General features: G+C 66.4%; 18 protein-coding genes. 8 read left to right on the top strand and 10 right to left on the bottom strand.

Annotated features, from left to right (window positions below; translation table 11 throughout):
* Positions 1-85: 85 nt before the first annotated feature.
* Together rimK and N7640_RS02210 are read right to left on the bottom strand one after the other, a co-directional pair.
* Positions 86-991 (bottom strand): 30S ribosomal protein S6--L-glutamate ligase, encoded by a 906-nt coding sequence (rimK, locus tag N7640_RS02215; RefSeq protein ID WP_220815705.1) that lies wholly within the window; start codon positions 989-991, stop codon positions 86-88.
* Entirely contained in the window at positions 988-1,428 is a 441-nt protein-coding gene (locus N7640_RS02210) for an ATP-dependent zinc protease (protein WP_279901967.1), read from the bottom strand. Before N7640_RS02210 ends, rimK begins: the two co-directional genes overlap by 4 nt.
* Before the next feature lie 128 nt (positions 1,429-1,556).
* Here N7640_RS02210 and N7640_RS02205 point away from each other — a divergent pair, with 128 nt between their 5' ends.
* Positions 1,557-1,943, top strand: coding sequence for a S4 domain-containing protein (locus N7640_RS02205; RefSeq protein ID WP_279901600.1), 387 nt, complete (start codon positions 1,557-1,559; stop codon positions 1,941-1,943).
* A 1-nt stretch (position 1,944) separates the two neighbouring features.
* Here N7640_RS02205 and N7640_RS02200 read toward each other — a convergent pair whose 3' ends face one another.
* The gene (locus tag N7640_RS02200; protein WP_279901601.1) at positions 1,945-2,742 is read right to left on the bottom strand and encodes a phosphatase PAP2 family protein; all 798 of its coding nucleotides are present in this window, start codon (positions 2,740-2,742) and stop codon (positions 1,945-1,947) included.
* 90 nt (positions 2,743-2,832) lie between these two features.
* On the opposite strand from N7640_RS02200, the gene hslO reads away from it, so the two are divergent.
* The gene (gene hslO, locus N7640_RS02195) at positions 2,833-3,726 is read left to right on the top strand and encodes an Hsp33 family molecular chaperone HslO (protein WP_279901602.1); all 894 of its coding nucleotides are present in this window, start codon (positions 2,833-2,835) and stop codon (positions 3,724-3,726) included.
* Between the two features lie 159 nt (positions 3,727-3,885).
* Positions 3,886-5,427, top strand: a complete 1,542-nt coding sequence (locus tag N7640_RS02190) for a phosphoenolpyruvate carboxykinase (RefSeq protein WP_220815710.1) — start codon at positions 3,886-3,888, stop codon at positions 5,425-5,427.
* 430 nt (positions 5,428-5,857) lie between these two features.
* Here N7640_RS02190 and N7640_RS02185 read toward each other — a convergent pair whose 3' ends face one another.
* The 7 genes from N7640_RS02185 to gshB all read right to left on the bottom strand — a co-directional run bounded on the left by N7640_RS02185 (position 5,858) and on the right by gshB (position 11,691).
* Positions 5,858-7,129, bottom strand: coding sequence for a dihydroorotase (locus N7640_RS02185; RefSeq protein WP_279901604.1), 1,272 nt, complete (start codon positions 7,127-7,129; stop codon positions 5,858-5,860).
* Positions 7,129-8,130, bottom strand: coding sequence for an aspartate carbamoyltransferase catalytic subunit (locus tag N7640_RS02180; RefSeq protein WP_279901606.1), 1,002 nt, complete (start codon positions 8,128-8,130; stop codon positions 7,129-7,131). Before N7640_RS02180 ends, N7640_RS02185 begins: the two co-directional genes overlap by 1 nt.
* Before the next feature lie 9 nt (positions 8,131-8,139).
* Entirely contained in the window at positions 8,140-8,646 is a 507-nt protein-coding gene (gene pyrR / locus N7640_RS02175; RefSeq protein ID WP_279901607.1) for a bifunctional pyr operon transcriptional regulator/uracil phosphoribosyltransferase PyrR, read from the bottom strand.
* A 15-nt stretch (positions 8,647-8,661) separates the two neighbouring features.
* Positions 8,662-9,093, bottom strand: coding sequence for a Holliday junction resolvase RuvX (gene ruvX / locus N7640_RS02170; protein ID WP_279901609.1), 432 nt, complete (start codon positions 9,091-9,093; stop codon positions 8,662-8,664).
* Positions 9,090-9,656 carry a YqgE/AlgH family protein gene (locus tag N7640_RS02165; RefSeq protein ID WP_279901968.1) on the bottom strand — a complete coding sequence of 189 codons (567 nt, stop codon included), beginning with the start codon at positions 9,654-9,656 and terminating at the stop codon, positions 9,090-9,092. The genes ruvX and N7640_RS02165 overlap by 4 nt, the downstream gene beginning before the upstream one ends.
* An 85-nt stretch (positions 9,657-9,741) precedes the next feature.
* Entirely contained in the window at positions 9,742-10,644 is a 903-nt protein-coding gene (locus N7640_RS02160) for an energy transducer TonB (RefSeq protein ID WP_220815715.1), read from the bottom strand.
* A gap of 87 nt (positions 10,645-10,731) precedes the next feature.
* On the bottom strand, positions 10,732-11,691 hold the full coding sequence (gene gshB / locus N7640_RS02155; RefSeq protein ID WP_279901610.1) for a glutathione synthase: 960 nt from the start codon (positions 11,689-11,691) through the stop codon (positions 10,732-10,734).
* Between the two features lie 222 nt (positions 11,692-11,913).
* Here gshB and pilG point away from each other — a divergent pair, with 222 nt between their 5' ends.
* The 5 genes from pilG to N7640_RS02130 all read left to right on the top strand — a co-directional run bounded on the left by pilG (position 11,914) and on the right by N7640_RS02130 (position 16,375).
* Positions 11,914-12,321: a twitching motility response regulator PilG gene (gene pilG, locus N7640_RS02150; protein ID WP_021698994.1), complete on the top strand. Its 408-nt coding sequence runs from the start codon at positions 11,914-11,916 to the stop codon at positions 12,319-12,321.
* 45 nt (positions 12,322-12,366) lie between these two features.
* Entirely contained in the window at positions 12,367-12,732 is a 366-nt protein-coding gene (gene pilH / locus N7640_RS02145) for a twitching motility response regulator PilH (protein WP_043216118.1), read from the top strand.
* Between the two features lie 47 nt (positions 12,733-12,779).
* Complete coding sequence (locus N7640_RS02140; protein WP_220815717.1) at positions 12,780-13,316, top strand: chemotaxis protein CheW; 537 nt, start codon at positions 12,780-12,782, stop codon at positions 13,314-13,316.
* 84 nt (positions 13,317-13,400) lie between these two features.
* Entirely contained in the window at positions 13,401-15,443 is a 2,043-nt protein-coding gene (locus tag N7640_RS02135) for a methyl-accepting chemotaxis protein (RefSeq protein WP_220815718.1), read from the top strand.
* Positions 15,444-15,511: 68 nt separating this feature from the next.
* Positions 15,512-16,375 (top strand): protein-glutamate O-methyltransferase, encoded by an 864-nt coding sequence (locus N7640_RS02130; RefSeq protein ID WP_220815721.1) that lies wholly within the window; start codon positions 15,512-15,514, stop codon positions 16,373-16,375.
* Positions 16,376-16,387: the final 12 nt, after the last annotated feature.

Genomic DNA, 16,387 nt, shown 5'->3' with positions numbered 1-16,387 from the left:
CCCTCACCCCAGCCCTCGGCTTTGGCATCCTGCGTCGCCCTACCTCCTGCATCCATGCAGTCGTCTCCCAAGGGGAGAGGGAGCTTCAGCCTCTGCCCCTGGTCCGGGTCTGCCCCGGCATGGCGTTCTTCTCCAGATACTGGATGATCATGCCGGCCACGTCCTTGCCGGTGGTGGTCTCGATGCCCTCCAGGCCCGGCGACGAATTCACCTCCATCACCAGCGGCCCGTGGTTGGAGCGCAGGATGTCGACCCCGGCCACCGACAGCCCCATGACCTTGGCCGCGCGGATGGCAGTCATCCGCTCTTCCGGGGTGATCTTGATCAGGCTGGCCTCGCCGCCGCGGTGCAGGTTGGAGCGGAACTCGCCGGGCTTGGCCTGGCGCTTCATCGCCGCGATCACCTTGTCGCCGACCACGAAGCAGCGGATGTCGGCGCCGCCCGCTTCCTTTATGTACTCCTGCACCATGATGTTCTGCTTCAGGCCCATGAAGGCCTCGATCACCGACTCGGCGGCCTTCTCCGTCTCGCACAGCACCACGCCGATGCCCTGGGTGCCTTCCAGCACCTTGATCACCAGCGGCGCGCCGTTGACCATCTGGATCAGGTCGGGAATGTCGTCCGGCGAGTGGGCGAAGCCGGTCACCGGCAGGCCGATGCCCTTGCGCGACAGCAGTTGCAGCGAGCGCAGCTTGTCCCGCGAGCGACTGATCGCCACCGACTCGTTGAGCGGAAACACCCCCTGCATCTCGAACTGGCGCAGCACGGCGCAGCCATAGAAGGTGACCGAGGCGCCGATGCGCGGGATGACCGCGTCGAAGCCCTCCATGGGCTTGCCGCGGTAATGGATCTGCGGCTTGTGACTGGCGATGTTCATGTAGGCGCGCAGGGTGTCTATCACCACCATCTCGTGACCGCGCTGCACGCCGGCTTCCACCAGGCGACGGGTCGAATAGAGACGCGGGTTGCGCGACAGAATGGCGATCTTCATTGGGCACCGGAGGCGAGAGGGAACTGGGGTTTGTCTTGGACGTAGGTGAGCGCGGGGTTGACCACCAGCTGGCCGTCGATCAGGGCGTGGGCGCCGAGCAGCACGCGGTAGCGCATGGTCTTGCGGCAGGCCAGGGTGAAATCCACCGCCCAGCTGCGATCACCCATGGCCAGCGTGGTGGTGATCACGTAGCGGGTCTGGGCCTGGCCGTTGGAGCTCTTGATGGTCTTCACCGTCACCACCTTGGCCTCGCACGGATGGCGGCGCTGCACCAGGGTGCCGAAGTGGGCGGTGAAGCGCACCCAGCGCACGCCGTCGCGCTCGAACGGCACGATGTCGCTGGCATGCAGGGTCGAGGTGCTGGCGCCGGTGTCGATCTTCGCGCGCAGGCCGATCATGCCCAGCTCGGGCAGGTTGATCCATTCGCGTAGGCCGATCACAGAGAGATGGTCGAAAGTCTTCAATGCAGGCTTTCCCGGGAAATTCGCAGGAGTTTAGCTGTGCCATGTGACAACGGCATCAGGCAAGATTCGAACCTTGATCGACAAGATTTTGCGGAACGAGCATGAGCGACAGAGACGACGACAAGGTGCGCCTGGACAAGTGGCTGTGGGCCGCGCGCTTCTACAAGACCCGTTCGCTGGCCAAGGAAGCCATCGAGGGCGGCAAGGTGCATTGCCGGGGCGAGCGCTGCAAGCCCGGCAAGGAGCCCAGGGTGGGTGACGAGTACGTGATCCGCGCCGGCTTCGACGAACGGACCGTGGTGGTGCGGGCGCTGTCCATGGTGCGCCGCGGTGCGCCCGAGGCGCAGCTGCTCTACGAGGAAACCGCCGACAGCATCGCCCGCCGCGAGGAGGCCGCCGCCTTGCGCAAGGCCGGTGCGCTGGGCGTGCAGACCGAGGGCCGGCCGAACAAGAAGCAGCGCCGGCAGATCCTCGGCCTGCGCGACTGACTCAGCGCCGCTGCAGTACGCCCCAGCGGCCCACTGCCGGCAGCCGCTGCAGCCAGGGCAGCAGCGGCTGGCTGCAGCGCTCCAGGCCGGCGGCGACGAAGCCGGCCAGCGGCGTGCAGTAGCCCCAGGCGAAGGCCAGTGCGGCCAGCAGCACGCCACCGACGGCGACGTCCTCCAGCCAGTGCGCGCCGGCCATCAGGCGCGGCAGGGTGCAGAACAACACCAGGGCCAGGCTGGCCCACAGCTTCCAGCCGCGGCAGAAACAGGCCATGAACAGGCCCCAGACGAACAGCACCGAGGCGTGGTCGCCGGGGAAGCTGCGGCTGGAACGGTCCTTCACCTCGAAGACTCGCTCCAGGCCGGGGAAGGCGTCGCTGAGCCGATAGCTGCCGGGGATCAGCTCCGACGGACTGGCGTGCTGCCAGTGCATATATCCGACCAGCTTGCTGAACACCGTGCGCAGGAGCACCAGGATCAGCATCAGCGCGAGCACGTGGAACAGCGCGCGGCGGCTCTCCGCGCCGCGGAACGCCCAGCCGTGATGCAGCAGCAGGGCGAGCATCAGCGCGCCGACCAGGATGTCCCACAGGCGCGTGCTGCACAGCGCCCACAGGGCATCCCACAGGGCGTTGTGGCCGAGGGTGCCGTGCAGGGCCAGGAAGAAATGGGTGCCGGCCTCGCGCCACACCTGGCGACCGGCTTCCGGTATCCAGCTCGCCAGCAGGGCGAGGGCCAGCAGGTGCAGGCCGAGGAACGCCGGCCATCGCCAGGCGGCTTGGATGCGTGGGGCTTTATCCATAGAATTCATACCTTCCCTAGTCGCAAAGATTCGTTGGCGCGTTTTAACGGCTCGTCATCGAATTGTCATTCTTTCAGGTGCCCGTCCGTCATGTCCGACCGCGATTTCACCCAGCGTTTCCTCTTCGATGACACCGACGTCCGCGGCGAAATGGTCAGCCTCGCCGAGAGCTACCAGCACGTGCTGGCCAAGCATCCCTACCCGCAACCGGTGGCCCAGCTGCTCGGCGAGATGCTCGCCGCCGCCGCCCTGCTGGTCGGCACCCTGAAGTTCGAGGGGCTGCTGGTTCTCCAGGCGCGCTCTTCCGGCCCGGTGCCGCTGGTGATGATCGAGTGTTCCAGCGAGCGCGACGTGCGCGGCATCGCCCGCTACGACGCTGAGGCGGTGGATGCCGGTGCGGGCCTGCGCGAGCTGATGCCGGACGGTGTCCTGGCGCTGACCGTCGACCCCGCCAGGGGCCAGCGCTACCAGGGCATCGTCGAGCTGGAGGGCGACAGCCTGGCCGACAGCCTGACCGCCTATTTCGCCACCTCCGAGCAGTTGCCGACCCGCTTCTGGCTGCGCGCCGACGGCCAGCGCGCCCGCGGCCTGTTGCTGCAGCAGTTGCCGCCGCACCACCAGACCGAGCCGGAGGAGCGCCAGGAGAGCTGGAACCACCTGCTGACCCTGGCCGATACCCTGACCGCCGAGGAGCTGCTGGGGCTGGACAACGAGACCGTGCTGCACCGCCTCTACCATCAGGAGTCCGTGCGTCTGTTCGAGCCCAGTCCACTGCAGTTCCGTTGCAGCTGCTCGCGCGAGCGCTCGGCGAGGGCCCTGGTCAGCATCGGCCAGGCGGATGCCGAGGCCCTGCTGGAGGAAAGCGGCGGCCAGGTGGAGGTCGACTGCCAGTTCTGCAACGAGCGCTATCTGTTCGACGCCAGCGACGTCGCCCAGCTGTTCGCCACCGGCGACAGCCAGGCGCCGTCGACGACCCGTCACTGACGCCCATAGCCTGGCTCTATCGAAAGCATTCATGGACAAGAGGCTGCCAAGAACCTCGCTTTTCTGGCATACTCCCGCGACTTTTTTATCGATGTAGTGCGTTACGTGGCTCACTACACAACGTTCGGAAGACTCGGCCGCCGGCCGACGGGGACCCAAATGACGCAAGCCAACACCGCCGTTTACACCGACATCAGCGCTGCCCAACTGGTCGAAGAGGCCATACGCCGTGGCGAGGGTGAGCTGGCCGCCAATGGCTCTCTGGTTGTCCGCACCGGCCACCGTACCGGCCGTTCTCCGGTCGATCGCTTCATCGTCCAGGAGCCGAGCACCGAGGCCAAGATCGCCTGGGGCAGCATCAACCGTCCGTTCCCCGCGGACAAGTTCGATGCCCTGTGGGACCGCGTCGAGGCATTCAACGCCGCCCAGGATCACTTCGTTTCCTACGTCCACGTCGGTTCCGCCGCCGAGCACTACCTGCCGGTGAAGATGACCACCCAGACCGCCTGGCAGAACCTGTTCGGCCGTTGCCTGTTCATCAACCCGGAAACCTACAACCCGGCCGGCAGGGGTGAGTGGCAGGTCCTCAACGTCGCCAACTTCGAATGCGTGCCGGAGCGTGACGGCACCAATTCCGACGGCTGCGTCATCCTCAACTTCGCCCAGAAGAAGGTCCTGATCGCCGGCATGCGCTACGCCGGTGAAATGAAGAAGGCCATGTTCTCCGTGCAGAACTTCCTGCTGCCGGAAGCCGACGTGCTGCCTATGCACTGCGCCGCCAACATCGGCGAGGAAGGCGACGTGACCCTGTTCTTCGGTCTGTCCGGCACCGGCAAGACCACCCTGTCCGCCGACCCGAGCCGCTACCTGATCGGTGACGACGAGCACGGCTGGGGCGAGGGCGTGGTGTTCAACATCGAGGGCGGCTGCTACGCCAAGTGCATCGACCTGTCCGAGAAGAACGAGCCGGTGATCTGGAAGGCCATCCAGTTCGGCGCCGTGCTGGAGAACGTGGTGCTCGACGAGAACCGCGTGCCGGACTACGCCGACGACAGCCTGACCCAGAACAGCCGCGCGGCCTACCCGCTGGAGCTGGTCGAGAAGCGCAGCGAGAAGAATCTGGGCGGCGAGCCGAACGCCGTGATCTTCCTGACCTGCGACCTGACCGGCGTGCTGCCGCCGGTGTCCATCCTCAACGAAGAGCAGGCGGCCTACCACTTCCTGTCCGGCTACACCGCGTTGGTCGGCTCCACCGAGATGGGCAGCGGCGGCGGCATCAAGTCGACCTTCTCCACCTGCTTCGGCGCGCCGTTCTTCCCGCGTCCCGCCGGTGAGTACGCCGAGCTGCTGATCAAGCGCATCCGTGGCTTCGGTTCCAAGGTGTACCTGGTCAACACCGGCTGGACCGGTGGCGGCTACGGCGTCGGCAAGCGCTTCAGCATCCCCACCACCCGTGGCGTGATCGCCGCCATCCAGAGCGGCGCGCTGGTCGGTGCCGAGACCGAGCACCTGCCGATCATCAACCTGGACGTGCCGAAGGCCGTGCCGGGCGTCGAGACCGGCCTGCTCAACCCGCGCAGCACCTGGGCCGACCAGAACGCCTACGACGAGGCCGCCAAGACCCTGGCCAAGCTGTTCATCGACAACTTCCAGAAGTTCGACGTGTCCGACGCCATCCGCAACGCCGGGCCTCAGCTGTAAGCCGAGCGCCCAGTGACGAAAAAGCCGCCCTCGGGCGGCTTTTTCATGGCTATCTTCCCGTGCGTTTTGCGCGGTCAAGCCTCTTTGTCTGAGCGCTGTAGCTGTCTGCTCCTGGATTATTCCCCTCCCAGCGCAAGTGCTGTCCCGCCTGTACGGGAATGATGCTCCTCGGCAGGAGTGAGTCCCACCCCTACCTCGTCATCCCCGCGCAGGCGGGGACCCAGAAAGGATCAGGGCACTACAACAACAGGTAGCGGGTACACAGCTTGCTGCCTCATGGCCATGTCCCCGTTACGTGCTGGTGGCGCAATCCTGCTTTTGTGGGAGCGGCTGGGCAGGCCGCGAAATTCGCGGATAAATCCGCTCCCACAAGGTGTGCAGCATTTAACGGGGCATAGCCTTCTTCATGTCCGGCGGATTTTCCTCCGCGTCAGCCCTGATAGCTGACGCGGCCGTCCACCAGGGTGTAGCGCACCCTGCCCGGCAGGCAGTGGCCGATGAAGGGGCAATTGGCGCCCTTCGAATGCCAGGTTTCCCCGGCCAGGGTCTGGCCTTCGGCGTCGAGCAGCAGCAGGTCGGCCGGAGCGCCGACGGCCAGGCGGCCGGCGGGCAGGCGCAGGGCCTTGGCCGGGCCGGTGGTCAGGCGCGCCAGCAGGGTCGGCAGGTCGAGCAGGCCGTCCTGCACCAGGGTCATGGCCAGCGGCAGCAGCAGTTCGACGCTGCTGATGCCCGGCTCGGTGGCGCCGAACGGCGCCAGCTTGGCATCCGCCTCGTGGGGCTGATGGTGGCTGGCGATGGCGCCGATCACGCCGCTCTTCACCGCCTCGCGCAGGCCGTCGCGGTCGAAGGCGGTGCGCAGCGGCGGCTGCACGTGGTAGAGGCTGGAGAAGCCCAGCAGCGCCTCGTCGGTGAGGATCAGCTGGTACATCGCCACGTCGGCGGTCACCGGCAGGCCGCGCGCCTGGGCGGCGGCGATCATTTCCGCGCCGCGGGCGCTGGTCAGCTGGCTGAAGTGCGCGCGCACGCCGCTCTGCTCGACCAGCAGCAGGTCGCGGGCCAGGGCCACGGTCTCGGCGCTTTCCGGGATGCCGGCGAGGCCGAGGAAGCTGGCGGTGGCGCCCTCGTGGGCCAGGCCGCCTTCGGCCAGGTCGGCGTCCTGGGTATGGAATACCACGGTCAGATCGAAGGTGGCGGCGTATTCCAGGGCGCGGCGCAGGGTGCGGTTGTTGGCCATCGGTGCCAGGCCATTGGCGAAGGCCACGCAGCCGGCGTCGCGCAGGGCGACCAGTTCGGCCAGTTGCTCGCCGGCTAGGCCCTTGGTCAGGGCGCCGATGGGGAAGACCTTGGTGTGGCCGGCTTCCTGGGCGCGGTCGAGGATCAGCTCGGCCACCGCCGAGGTGTCCAGCACCGGCTTGGTCAGCGGCGGGCAGCACAGGCTGGTGACGCCGCCGGCGGCGGCGGCCAGGGTCTCGCTGGCGATGCTGCCCTTGCGGCTGTAGCCCGGCTCGCGCAGGGCGACGGACAGGTCGACCAGGCCGGGGCTGGCGACCAGGCCGCGGGCGTCGATGGTCTGGTCGGCTTCGAAACCGGCCGGCGCCTGGTCGAAGGCGGCGATCTTGCCACCCTCCAGGTAGAGGTCGCGGACCTGGTCCAGGCCGCTGGCCGGGTCGATCACCCGGGCTCCGAGGATTCGGCTGCGCATCAGTTCTGCTCCTCGGCGTTGAGTTGGCGCTGGGTGGCCTGGCCGCTCATGGCCATGGACAGCACGGCCATGCGGATGGCGATGCCGTAGGTGACCTGGTTGAGGATCACCGACTGCGGGCCGTCGGCCACCGCCGACTCGATTTCCACGCCGCGGTTGATCGGCCCCGGGTGCATCACCAGGGCGTCCGGCTTGGCCTGCCGCAGGCGCTGCTCGGTCAGGCCGTAGAGGCGGTAGAACTCGCCCTCGCTGGGCAGCAGGCCGCCCTGCATGCGCTCGCGCTGCAGGCGTAGCATGATCACCACGTCGACGTCCTTCAGGCCTTCGGTGAAGTCGGTGTAGACCTTCACCCCGTACTGTTCCACGCCGACCGGCAGCAGGGTCTTCGGCCCGATCACGCGGATGTCCGGGCAGCCCAGGGTCTTCAGCGCGAGCATGTTGGAGCGCGCCACTCGCGAGTGCAGGATGTCGCCGACGATGGCCACGGAGAGGTTCTCGAAGCCGCCCTTGTGCCGGCGGATGGTGAGCATGTCCAGCATGCCCTGGGTCGGGTGCGCGTGGCGCCCGTCGCCGCCGTTGATGATCGCCAGGTTCGGGCATACGTGCTCGGCGATGAAGTGGGCGGCGCCGGAGTCGGCGTGGCGCACGACGAAAATGTCCGCGGCCATGGCCTCGAGGTTGCGCAGGGTGTCGAACAGGGTCTCGCCCTTACTGGTCGAGCTGGTCGACACGTTGAGGCTGATCACGTCGGCCGACAGGCGCTGGGCGGCCAGTTCGAAGGTGGTGCGGGTGCGCGTGGAGTTCTCGAAGAACACGTTGCACACGGTGCGGCCGCGCAGCAGCGGGACCTTCTTCACCGCGCGGGTGCCGACTTCGAGGAAGGAATCGGCGGTGTCGAGGATTTCCGTCAGCAACTCGCGGGGCAGGCCGTCGAGCGAGAGGAAGTGGCGCAGCTGGCCCTGGTCGTTGAGCTGCAGCGAGCGCTTGGCGTCGATGGGCATGGGGTGGTCCTAGGCGGAGAGGCTTTGCAGCTCGAGGGCGAGCGGCGCGGGGCCGGACAATTTTACCCGCTGCTCGGGCGCCAGGGCGAGGGTGGCGCCGAGCACGTCGGCGTGGATCGGCAGCTCGCGGGCGTCCAGGTCGAGCAGGCTGACCAGGGTCACGCTGGCCGGGCGGCCGTAGTCGAACAGCTCGTTGAGGGCGGCACGGATGGTGCGCCCGCTCATCAGCACGTCGTCCACCAGCACCAGGTGCTGGTCCTCGATCTCGAACGGCAGCTCGGAGGGGCGCACCTGCGGGTGCAGGCCGCTGCGGGTGAAGTCGTCGCGGTAGAAGGACACGTCCAGGGTACCCAGCGGCTGCTCCAGGCCCAGCTCGCGCAGCAGCGCCTCGGCGACCCAGACGCCGCCGGTGCGGATGCCGATGAAGCGCGCCTGGTCGACGCCGCGCCGCTGCAACAGGGTACGCAGGTCGGCGGCCATGCGTGGCAGCAGTTGCTGGGGATCGGGCAGGGTCATGGGCAGTCCTCGCAATCAGTCCGAAAGATGGTGTTCGAGCCAGCCTTCCAGCAGCAGGGCGGCGGCCAGGGCGTCCACCGGGCGCTCGCGGTAGCCGCCACGCTGACCCTGGGACAGGCGCTGGCCCTTGGCCTCGAAGGTGGTCAGGCGTTCGTCGTGGGTGTGCACCGGCAGGTTGAAGCGGCCGTTGAGGCGGCGGGCGAACTTCTCCGCGCGCTCGCTCATCTCGCTGCGGCTGCCGTCCATGTTCAGCGGCAGGCCGACGACGATGGCGTCCGGTTGCCACTCCTTGATCAGCGCCTCGACCTTCTGCCAGTCCGGCACGCCGTTCTGCGCCTTGAGCACACACAGCTCGCGGGCCTGGCCGGTGACGGCCTGGCCGACGGCGACGCCGATCTGCTTGGTGCCGTAGTCGAAGCCCAGCAGCAGGCGCGGCGTGGCGCTCATGCGTGGCCGGCCTGGGCGGTGAGCAGGCCGAGGTTGACGCCCAGGCGCGCGGCCGCGGCCTCCAGGCGCTGGTCGTAGGGCGTGTCGAAGAGGATGGCGGCGTCGGCGGGGCAGGTCAGCCAGGCGTTGTCAGCCAGTTCGGCTTCCAACTGGCCGGCTTCCCAGCCGGCGTAGCCGAGGGTGATCAGGTGTTTCGCCGGGCCGTTGCCGTCGGCGATGGCGAACAGCACGTCCTGGGAGGTGGACAGGGCCAGTTCGCCCAGCCCCAGGGTGGCCTGGAAGTCGTGTCCGCTCGGGTGCAGGACGAAGCCGCGGTCGGTCTGAACCGGTCCGCCGGCGAAGATCGGCAGACTCTGGCAGAGGGCAGGCGGGGTCTCTTCGGGGCGCAGCTGTTCGAGCACGTCGGCCAGGTTGAGGCCGTTGGGGCGGTTGATCACCAGGCCCATGGCGCCCTGCTCGTTGTGCTCGACCAGGTAGGTGACGGTCTGCGCGAAATGCGGATCGGCCATGTGCGGCATGGCGATCAGGAAGTGGTGCTTGAGGTAGCTGGTGGCGGTCTTCATGGCGCTAGTTTGGAGCGACACGCTCCAGGTCACAAGCTCGGCAAGGTGCTGCCGGTAGGGTGCGCCGTGCGCACCGCTGGGATTCCTAGTTGCTCGACAGCCGGTCGCCGCGCTCGAAGCGCCAGGTGCGGATGATCTCCAGTCGGTCGATGTCCGCGAGGTCGCCGCTGAAGGGGGCGAACGGGGCGGCCAGGCGCACGATGCGCAGGGCGGCCTGGTCCAGCGTCGGCTGGCCGGAGGATTCCAGCACCTGCACCTCGTAAAGCGTGCCGTCGCGGTTGATCGACACCAGCAGGCGCAGGCTGCCGTAGATGCGCTGGCGCCGCGCCTCTTCCGGGTAGTTCAGGTTGCCGATGCGCTCGACCTTCTTGCGCCACTCGTCCTTGTACCAGGCACCCTTGTCGCGCATGGTCGAGGCGGCGTTGAGGCGGTGGATCTTCGGCCGCTTGGCGTAGAGCTGCTGCTCCTGGGCCAGCTCCGCCTCCAGGCTGGCGATGTCGGCGGACAGCTGGGCCGAGTCGAACACCGGCGCTGGCTGGGCGTCGGGCTGGGGCTCGTCTTCCTTCTGCTTGGTCGCGGCCTTCTGCGGTTGCGCCTTGGTGGTGGTCAGCGCGGTCTTGGCCGCGGCAGCCTCCTTGCGCTGGGTCGGCTGCGGCGCGGCGGCCGGGGTGACCTTGTTCACCTTGCTGTCCTGGAACGGCGCCTGCTCGGTGGTCTTGGGTGCCGCCTTGTGCTCCAGGGTGCCGCTGCCCTGCTGGTTGTCCTGGGCGAGGTAGTCGGCCTCCTTGGGCTTCTCCTCGCTCTTGAAGGTGGACAGGGTGATTTCCAGCGTCTTGCTGATCTGCCCGGGCTCGGCCATGGTGAAGCCGACGCCGAGGATCAGGGCCAGGTGCAACAGGGTGGCGACGAACAGGGTGAAGCCCAGGCGATCCGCGGGGCGGATGCCTGAGCTGGTCAGTTCGGGCGGTGGTTTCAGGGCTGCGTTCATCTGGCGTGGACGGGGATCGGATTGCCGCGCAGTCTGCCGGCTCGGGTCGTCAGGCTGCAAGCCGCAAGCGCCAAGCTGCCACCTGCTTCAAGCTTTGCGCGCGGCGAGCTTGCCTTCGATGGCATCCATCAGGCGCTCGCCGATGCGGGTGTCGTAGGCCTTGTCGATCTCGCGGATGCAGGTCGGGCTGGTCACGTTGATCTCGGTCAGGTGCTCGCCGATCACGTCCAGGCCGACGAACAGCAGGCCCTTCTCGCGCAGCACCGGCCCCACTTCCGCCGCGATCCAGCGGTCGCGGTCGGTCAATGGTCGCGCCTCGCCACGGCCGCCGGCGGCCAGGTTGCCGCGGGTCTCGCCCTGGGCGGGGATGCGCGCCAGGCAGTAGGGCACCGGTTCACCGTCTATCATCAGAATGCGCTTGTCGCCGTCGACGATGGCCGGCAGGTAGCCCTGGGCCATGATCTGCTGAGTGCCGTGGGCGGTCAGGGTCTCGAGGATCACGGACAGGTTGGGGTCGCCGTCGCGGTGGCGGAAGATCGAGGAGCCGCCCATGCCATCAAGGGGTTTGAGAATGATGTCACGCTGCGCTTTCGCGAACTCGCGCAGAATATCGGGTCTGCGGCTGACCAGGGTGGGCGGCATGCAATGAGGGAACTGGGTGGCGAACAGTTTCTCGTTGCAATCGCGCAGGCTCTGCGGGCGATTGACCACCAGCACGCCGTCGCGCTCGGCCTGTTCCAGCAGGTAGGTGGAGTAGACGAATTCGTTATCGAAGGGCGGGTCCTTGCGCATCAGGATCACGTCCAGTTCGGCCAGCGGGGCGTCCGTTTCCTCGCCCAGCTCGAACCAGCGCTGCGGGTCGTTGAAGACCTGCAACGGCTTCATGCGGGAGCGGGCGTGGCCGGCATTCGTATAGAGGTCGCGCTGCTCCATGTAGAAGAGCGACCAGCCGCGCGCCTGGGCCGCCAGGAGCATGGCCAGCGAGCTGTCCTTCTTGAAGTTGATCTGGGCGATGGGATCCATGACGATCCCCAGGCGAATGCTCATGGGCTGAAACCTGTTCCGAGTGACCGAAGGAATGCGCAAGGGTGGCGCCGTGGGGCAGGCCGGTCAAGAAAAACCCGGAGTTCCGGGGGCTTATAGATTGCATCAGGAGAGTGTGCTAAAAAGTCCGGACGATCGGGTCGCAGCCCGTCAGTGTTACGGCCTCAGCCACACTGTGCTGTATATAAAAAACAAACGACTCACCGAGGCGATGGTAGGGCAGACATGGAACAGCATTCCGAGGGTTTGAAGGTGATGGTGATCGACGATTCGAAGACGATTCGTCGCACCGCCGAGACTCTGCTGAAGAAGGTGGGTTGCGAGGTCATCACTGCGGTGGACGGCTTCGATGCGCTGGCCAAGATCGCCGATACGCATCCGAGCATCATCTTCGTCGACATCATGATGCCGCGCCTCGACGGCTATCAGACCTGCGCCCTGATCAAGAACAACAGTGCTTTCAAATCCACCCCGGTGATCATGCTGTCCTCCAAGGACGGCCTGTTCGACAAGGCCAAGGGGCGTATCGTCGGTTCTGACCAGTACCTGACCAAGCCTTTCAGCAAGGAAGAGCTGCTCGGTGCCATCAAGGCGCATGTGCCCGAGTTCGTCCCGGTGGAGCAAGCCTCCTGATGTCCGGCCACAAGCCGGTGATGCCTATTCCGAATGGGGAACTTCATGGCTCGTATTCTGATTGTTGATGACTCGCCGACCGAGATGTACAAACTGACCGCCATGCTCGAGAAGCATGGCCATCAGGTACTCAAGGCGGAAAATGGTGCCGACGGCGTGGCCCTGGCCCGCCAGGAAAAGCCCGATGCGGTGCTGATGGACATCGTCATGCCCGGGCTCAACGGTTTCCAGGCGACCCGTCAACTGACCAAGGACGCCGAAACCAGTCACATCCCGGTGATCATCGTGACCACCAAGGATCAGGAAACCGACAAGGTCTGGGGCAAGCGCCAGGGCGCGCGTGACTACCTGACCAAGCCGGTGGACGAAGATACGCTGATGAAGACCCTCAATGCGGTGCTGGCCGGCTGAAGCCGCGCCAGTCCGCAGCCACATAAGAAGAAAAGGCCAAGGCCGGCATGTCGGACGACCAATCCCCCTTCCAGCTTCTCGTTGATCTCGACCGCCACTGTCGCACGCTGGCGGCCGGTCTGCCGTCGCAGCAGCAGGCGGTGCAGACCTGGAGCGGGATCGGCTTTCGCATGGGCGAGCGTTATTTCGTGGCGCCCATGGGGGAGATTGGCGAAGTGCTGCACGAGCCTCGGCACACCCTGCTGCCTGGCGTGAAGAGCTGGGTCAAGGGAGTCGCCAACGTGCGCGGCAGGCTGCTGCCGGTGATGGACCTGTGCGGCTTCTTCGGCAGCGAGCTGTCGCCCCTGCGCAAGCAGCGGCGGGTGCTGGTGGTCGATCATAACGAAGTGTTCGCCGGCCTGACGGTCGACGAAGTATTCGGCATGCAGCATTTCCCGGTGGATACCTTCTCCGAGCAGCTGCCGCCGTTGGAGGCGACCATTTCGCCTTTCGTTCATGGGGTTTTCCAGCGCGAGCGGCCCTGGCTGGTGTTCAGCCCGCACGCGCTGGCGCAGCACCAGGGTTTTCTCGACGTGGCGGTATAGGCAATTTCGGTTGAGTCGGCGCTTGCCGGCTCTTTGGCGTTACACGGAAATCGTTGTGCGGTCGGTCCAGGCGGGGGCCAAATAATGAAGAAAATCGATGCAGGCAATCTCTTGGCAGGTGTGCGCAGTAACACGCTGATCGCCGGACTCTTCATAGTCCTGATCATTTCCATCGTGTTGCTGTTCGCCAACTTCGCCTACCTCAACACCCAGTCCACCTACGACAAGGAATACATCAGCCACGCGGGCGAGCTGCGCGTGCTGTCCCAGCGTATCGCGAAGAACGCCACGGAAGCGGCGGCCGGCAAGGCGGAAGCCTTCCCGTTGCTGAAGGAAGCGCGTCGCGACTTCGAGGAGCGCTGGGGCTTCCTGACCTCCGGCAGCGAGGAAAGCGGCCTGCCGCCGGCGCCGGAATCGGTCAAGCCGAAGATGGACGAGGTGCAGAAGGACTGGGACGTGCTGCGGCAGAACGCCGACGCCATCCTGCAGAGCGAGCAGACCGTACTGTCCCTGCACCAGGTGGCGGCGACCCTCGCCGAAACCATCCCGCAGCTGCAGGTCGAGTACGAAGAGGTGGTCGACATCCTGCTGCAGAGCGGCGCGCCGGCGGCCCAGGTCTCCGTGGCCCAGCGCCAGTCGCTGCTTGCCGAACGTATCCTCGGCTCGGTGAACAAGGTGCTGGCCGGTGACGACGACTCCGTGCAGGCCGCCGACATGTTCGGCCGCGACGCCAGCCTGTTCGGTCGCGTGCTCAAGGCGATGATCGAAGGCAACAGCGCCATGGAAATCTCGGCGGTGACCGACCAGGACGCCCTGGAGCGCCTGGCAGAGATTTCCGAGCTGTTCCAGTTCGTATCCGGCTCGGTGGACGAGATCCTCGAGACCTCTCCGGAACTGTTCCAGGTCCGTGAGTCCGCCAACACCATCTTCACCGGTTCTCAGACCCTGCTGGACAAGACCTCCGGTCTGGCCGGCGAGTTCGAGGACCTGGCCGACGGCCGTTACTTCAATACCGTCGCCGGTTACGTGCTGGGTGCCCTGGCCCTGGCGGCGATCATCCTCATCGGCCTGGTGATGGTGCGCGAAACCAACCGCCGGCTGGCCTCCACCGCCGAGAAGAACGAGCGTAACCAGACCGCGATTCTGCGTCTGCTCGACGAGATCGCCGACCTCGCAGACGGTGACCTGACCGTGGCCGCGACCGTGACCGAGGACTTCACCGGTGCGATCGCGGACTCCATCAACTACTCCATCGACCAGCTGCGCGACCTGGTAGCGACGATCAACTCGACCGCCGTGCAGGTGGCCGCCGCCGCCCAGGAAACCCAGTCCACCGCGATGCACCTGGCCGAGGCTTCCGAGCACCAGGCCCAGGAAATCGCCGGAGCCTCCGCGGCGATCAACGAAATGGCCGTGTCGATTGACCAGGTATCGGCGAACGCCGCGGAATCGTCCGCGGTAGCGGAACGTTCCGTAGCCATCGCCAACAAGGGCAACGAGGTGGTGCACAACACCATCACCGGCATGGATAACATCCGTGAGCAGATCCAGGACACCTCGAAGCGGATCAAGCGCCTCGGTGAATCGTCCCAGGAGATCGGTGACATCGTTAGTCTGATCAACGACATCGCCGACCAGACCAACATCCTCGCACTGAACGCCGCGATCCAGGCCTCCATGGCCGGTGACGCGGGCCGCGGCTTCGCCGTGGTAGCGGACGAGGTACAGCGCCTCGCGGAACGTTCCTCGGCGGCGACCAAGCAGATCGAGGCACTGGTAAAGACCATTCAGACCGACACCAACGAAGCAGTTATCTCCATGGAGCAGACCACTTCCGAGGTGGTCCGCGGTGCCCGCCTGGCGCAGGACGCCGGTGTGGCCCTGGAAGAGATCGAGAAGGTATCCAAGACCCTCGCGGCCCTCATCCAGAACATTTCCAACGCCGCTCGCCAGCAGGCCTCTTCGGCCGGCCACATCTCCAACACCATGAACGTGATTCAGGAGATCACCTCGCAGACCTCCGCAGGTACCACCGCTACCGCCAAGAGCATCGGCAACCTGGCCAAGATGGCCAGCGAGATGCGTCGTTCGGTATCCGGCTTCACCCTGCCGGAAGGCCAGGCCTGATCAGGGGCGTGATGGCGGCCTGAGAGGGCCGCTGTCCAGGACATTCGGCCATGAGCGAGGGGCAAGGCATGCAGCCAAGCGGCGTCTGGGCCCTGAAACCCATGGCCGACATGTCGCAGGGAGAGTTCCGCGACTGGCAGGCACTGCTGGAAGAACGTACCGGCGTCGTGATCAACGAGCAGCGCCGGGCCTTCCTGCAGACCAACCTGACCGCGCGGATGCGCGAACTGGGTGTCGACGACTACGCCAGCTACTACCGCCAGGTCACCGACGGCCCGCGCGGGGCGGTAGAGTGGTCGACCCTGCTGGATCGTCTCACCGTGCAGGAAACCCGTTTCTTTCGTCACCGCCCATCCTTCGATGTGCTGGAAAGTTACCTGCGCGGGCGCCTGGTCACGGACGAGTCGCCGCGACCTCTGGCACTCTGGAGCGTCGGCTGCTCCAGCGGCGAGGAGCCCTACTCGATGGCGATCAGCGTCGCCGAGATACTGGAGGGGGCCGGCAGCGACCGGCAGTTCGGCGTCACCGGCACCGATATCAGCCTGAGCGCGCTGAACAAGGCGCGCGAGGCGGTCTACGGCGCGCGCAAGCTGGAACAGATGGACAGTGACCTGTGCGAGCGCTACTTCCTCGCCCAGGACGATGGTCGTTACAAGGTGGTGCCGGACCTGGCGGCGCGTGTCTGCGCCGCCAGGCTGAATGTGCTGGAGCTGGCCAAGGCGCCGCAATCCGGCATGGACGTAATTTTTTGCCAGAACCTGCTGATCTACTTCCGCCGCTGGCGTCGTCGGGAAATCCTCAACCGCCTGGCCGAACGCCTGGTGCCAGGGGGCTTGCTGGTGGTGGGCGTGGGTGAAGTGATCGGTTGGCAGCATCCGGACCTGGTGCCGGTGGCCGACGAGCGGGTTCTGGCGTTTACCCGCAAGGGCTAAGACAAGAATGAC

The sequence above is a fragment of the Pseudomonas sp. GD04015 genome (genome assembly GCF_029837675.1).
In the GTDB taxonomy this organism is placed as follows: Bacteria; Pseudomonadota; Gammaproteobacteria; order Pseudomonadales; family Pseudomonadaceae; genus Aquipseudomonas; species Aquipseudomonas paralcaligenes.
This window is presented reverse-complemented; position numbering and strand designations above follow the sequence as displayed.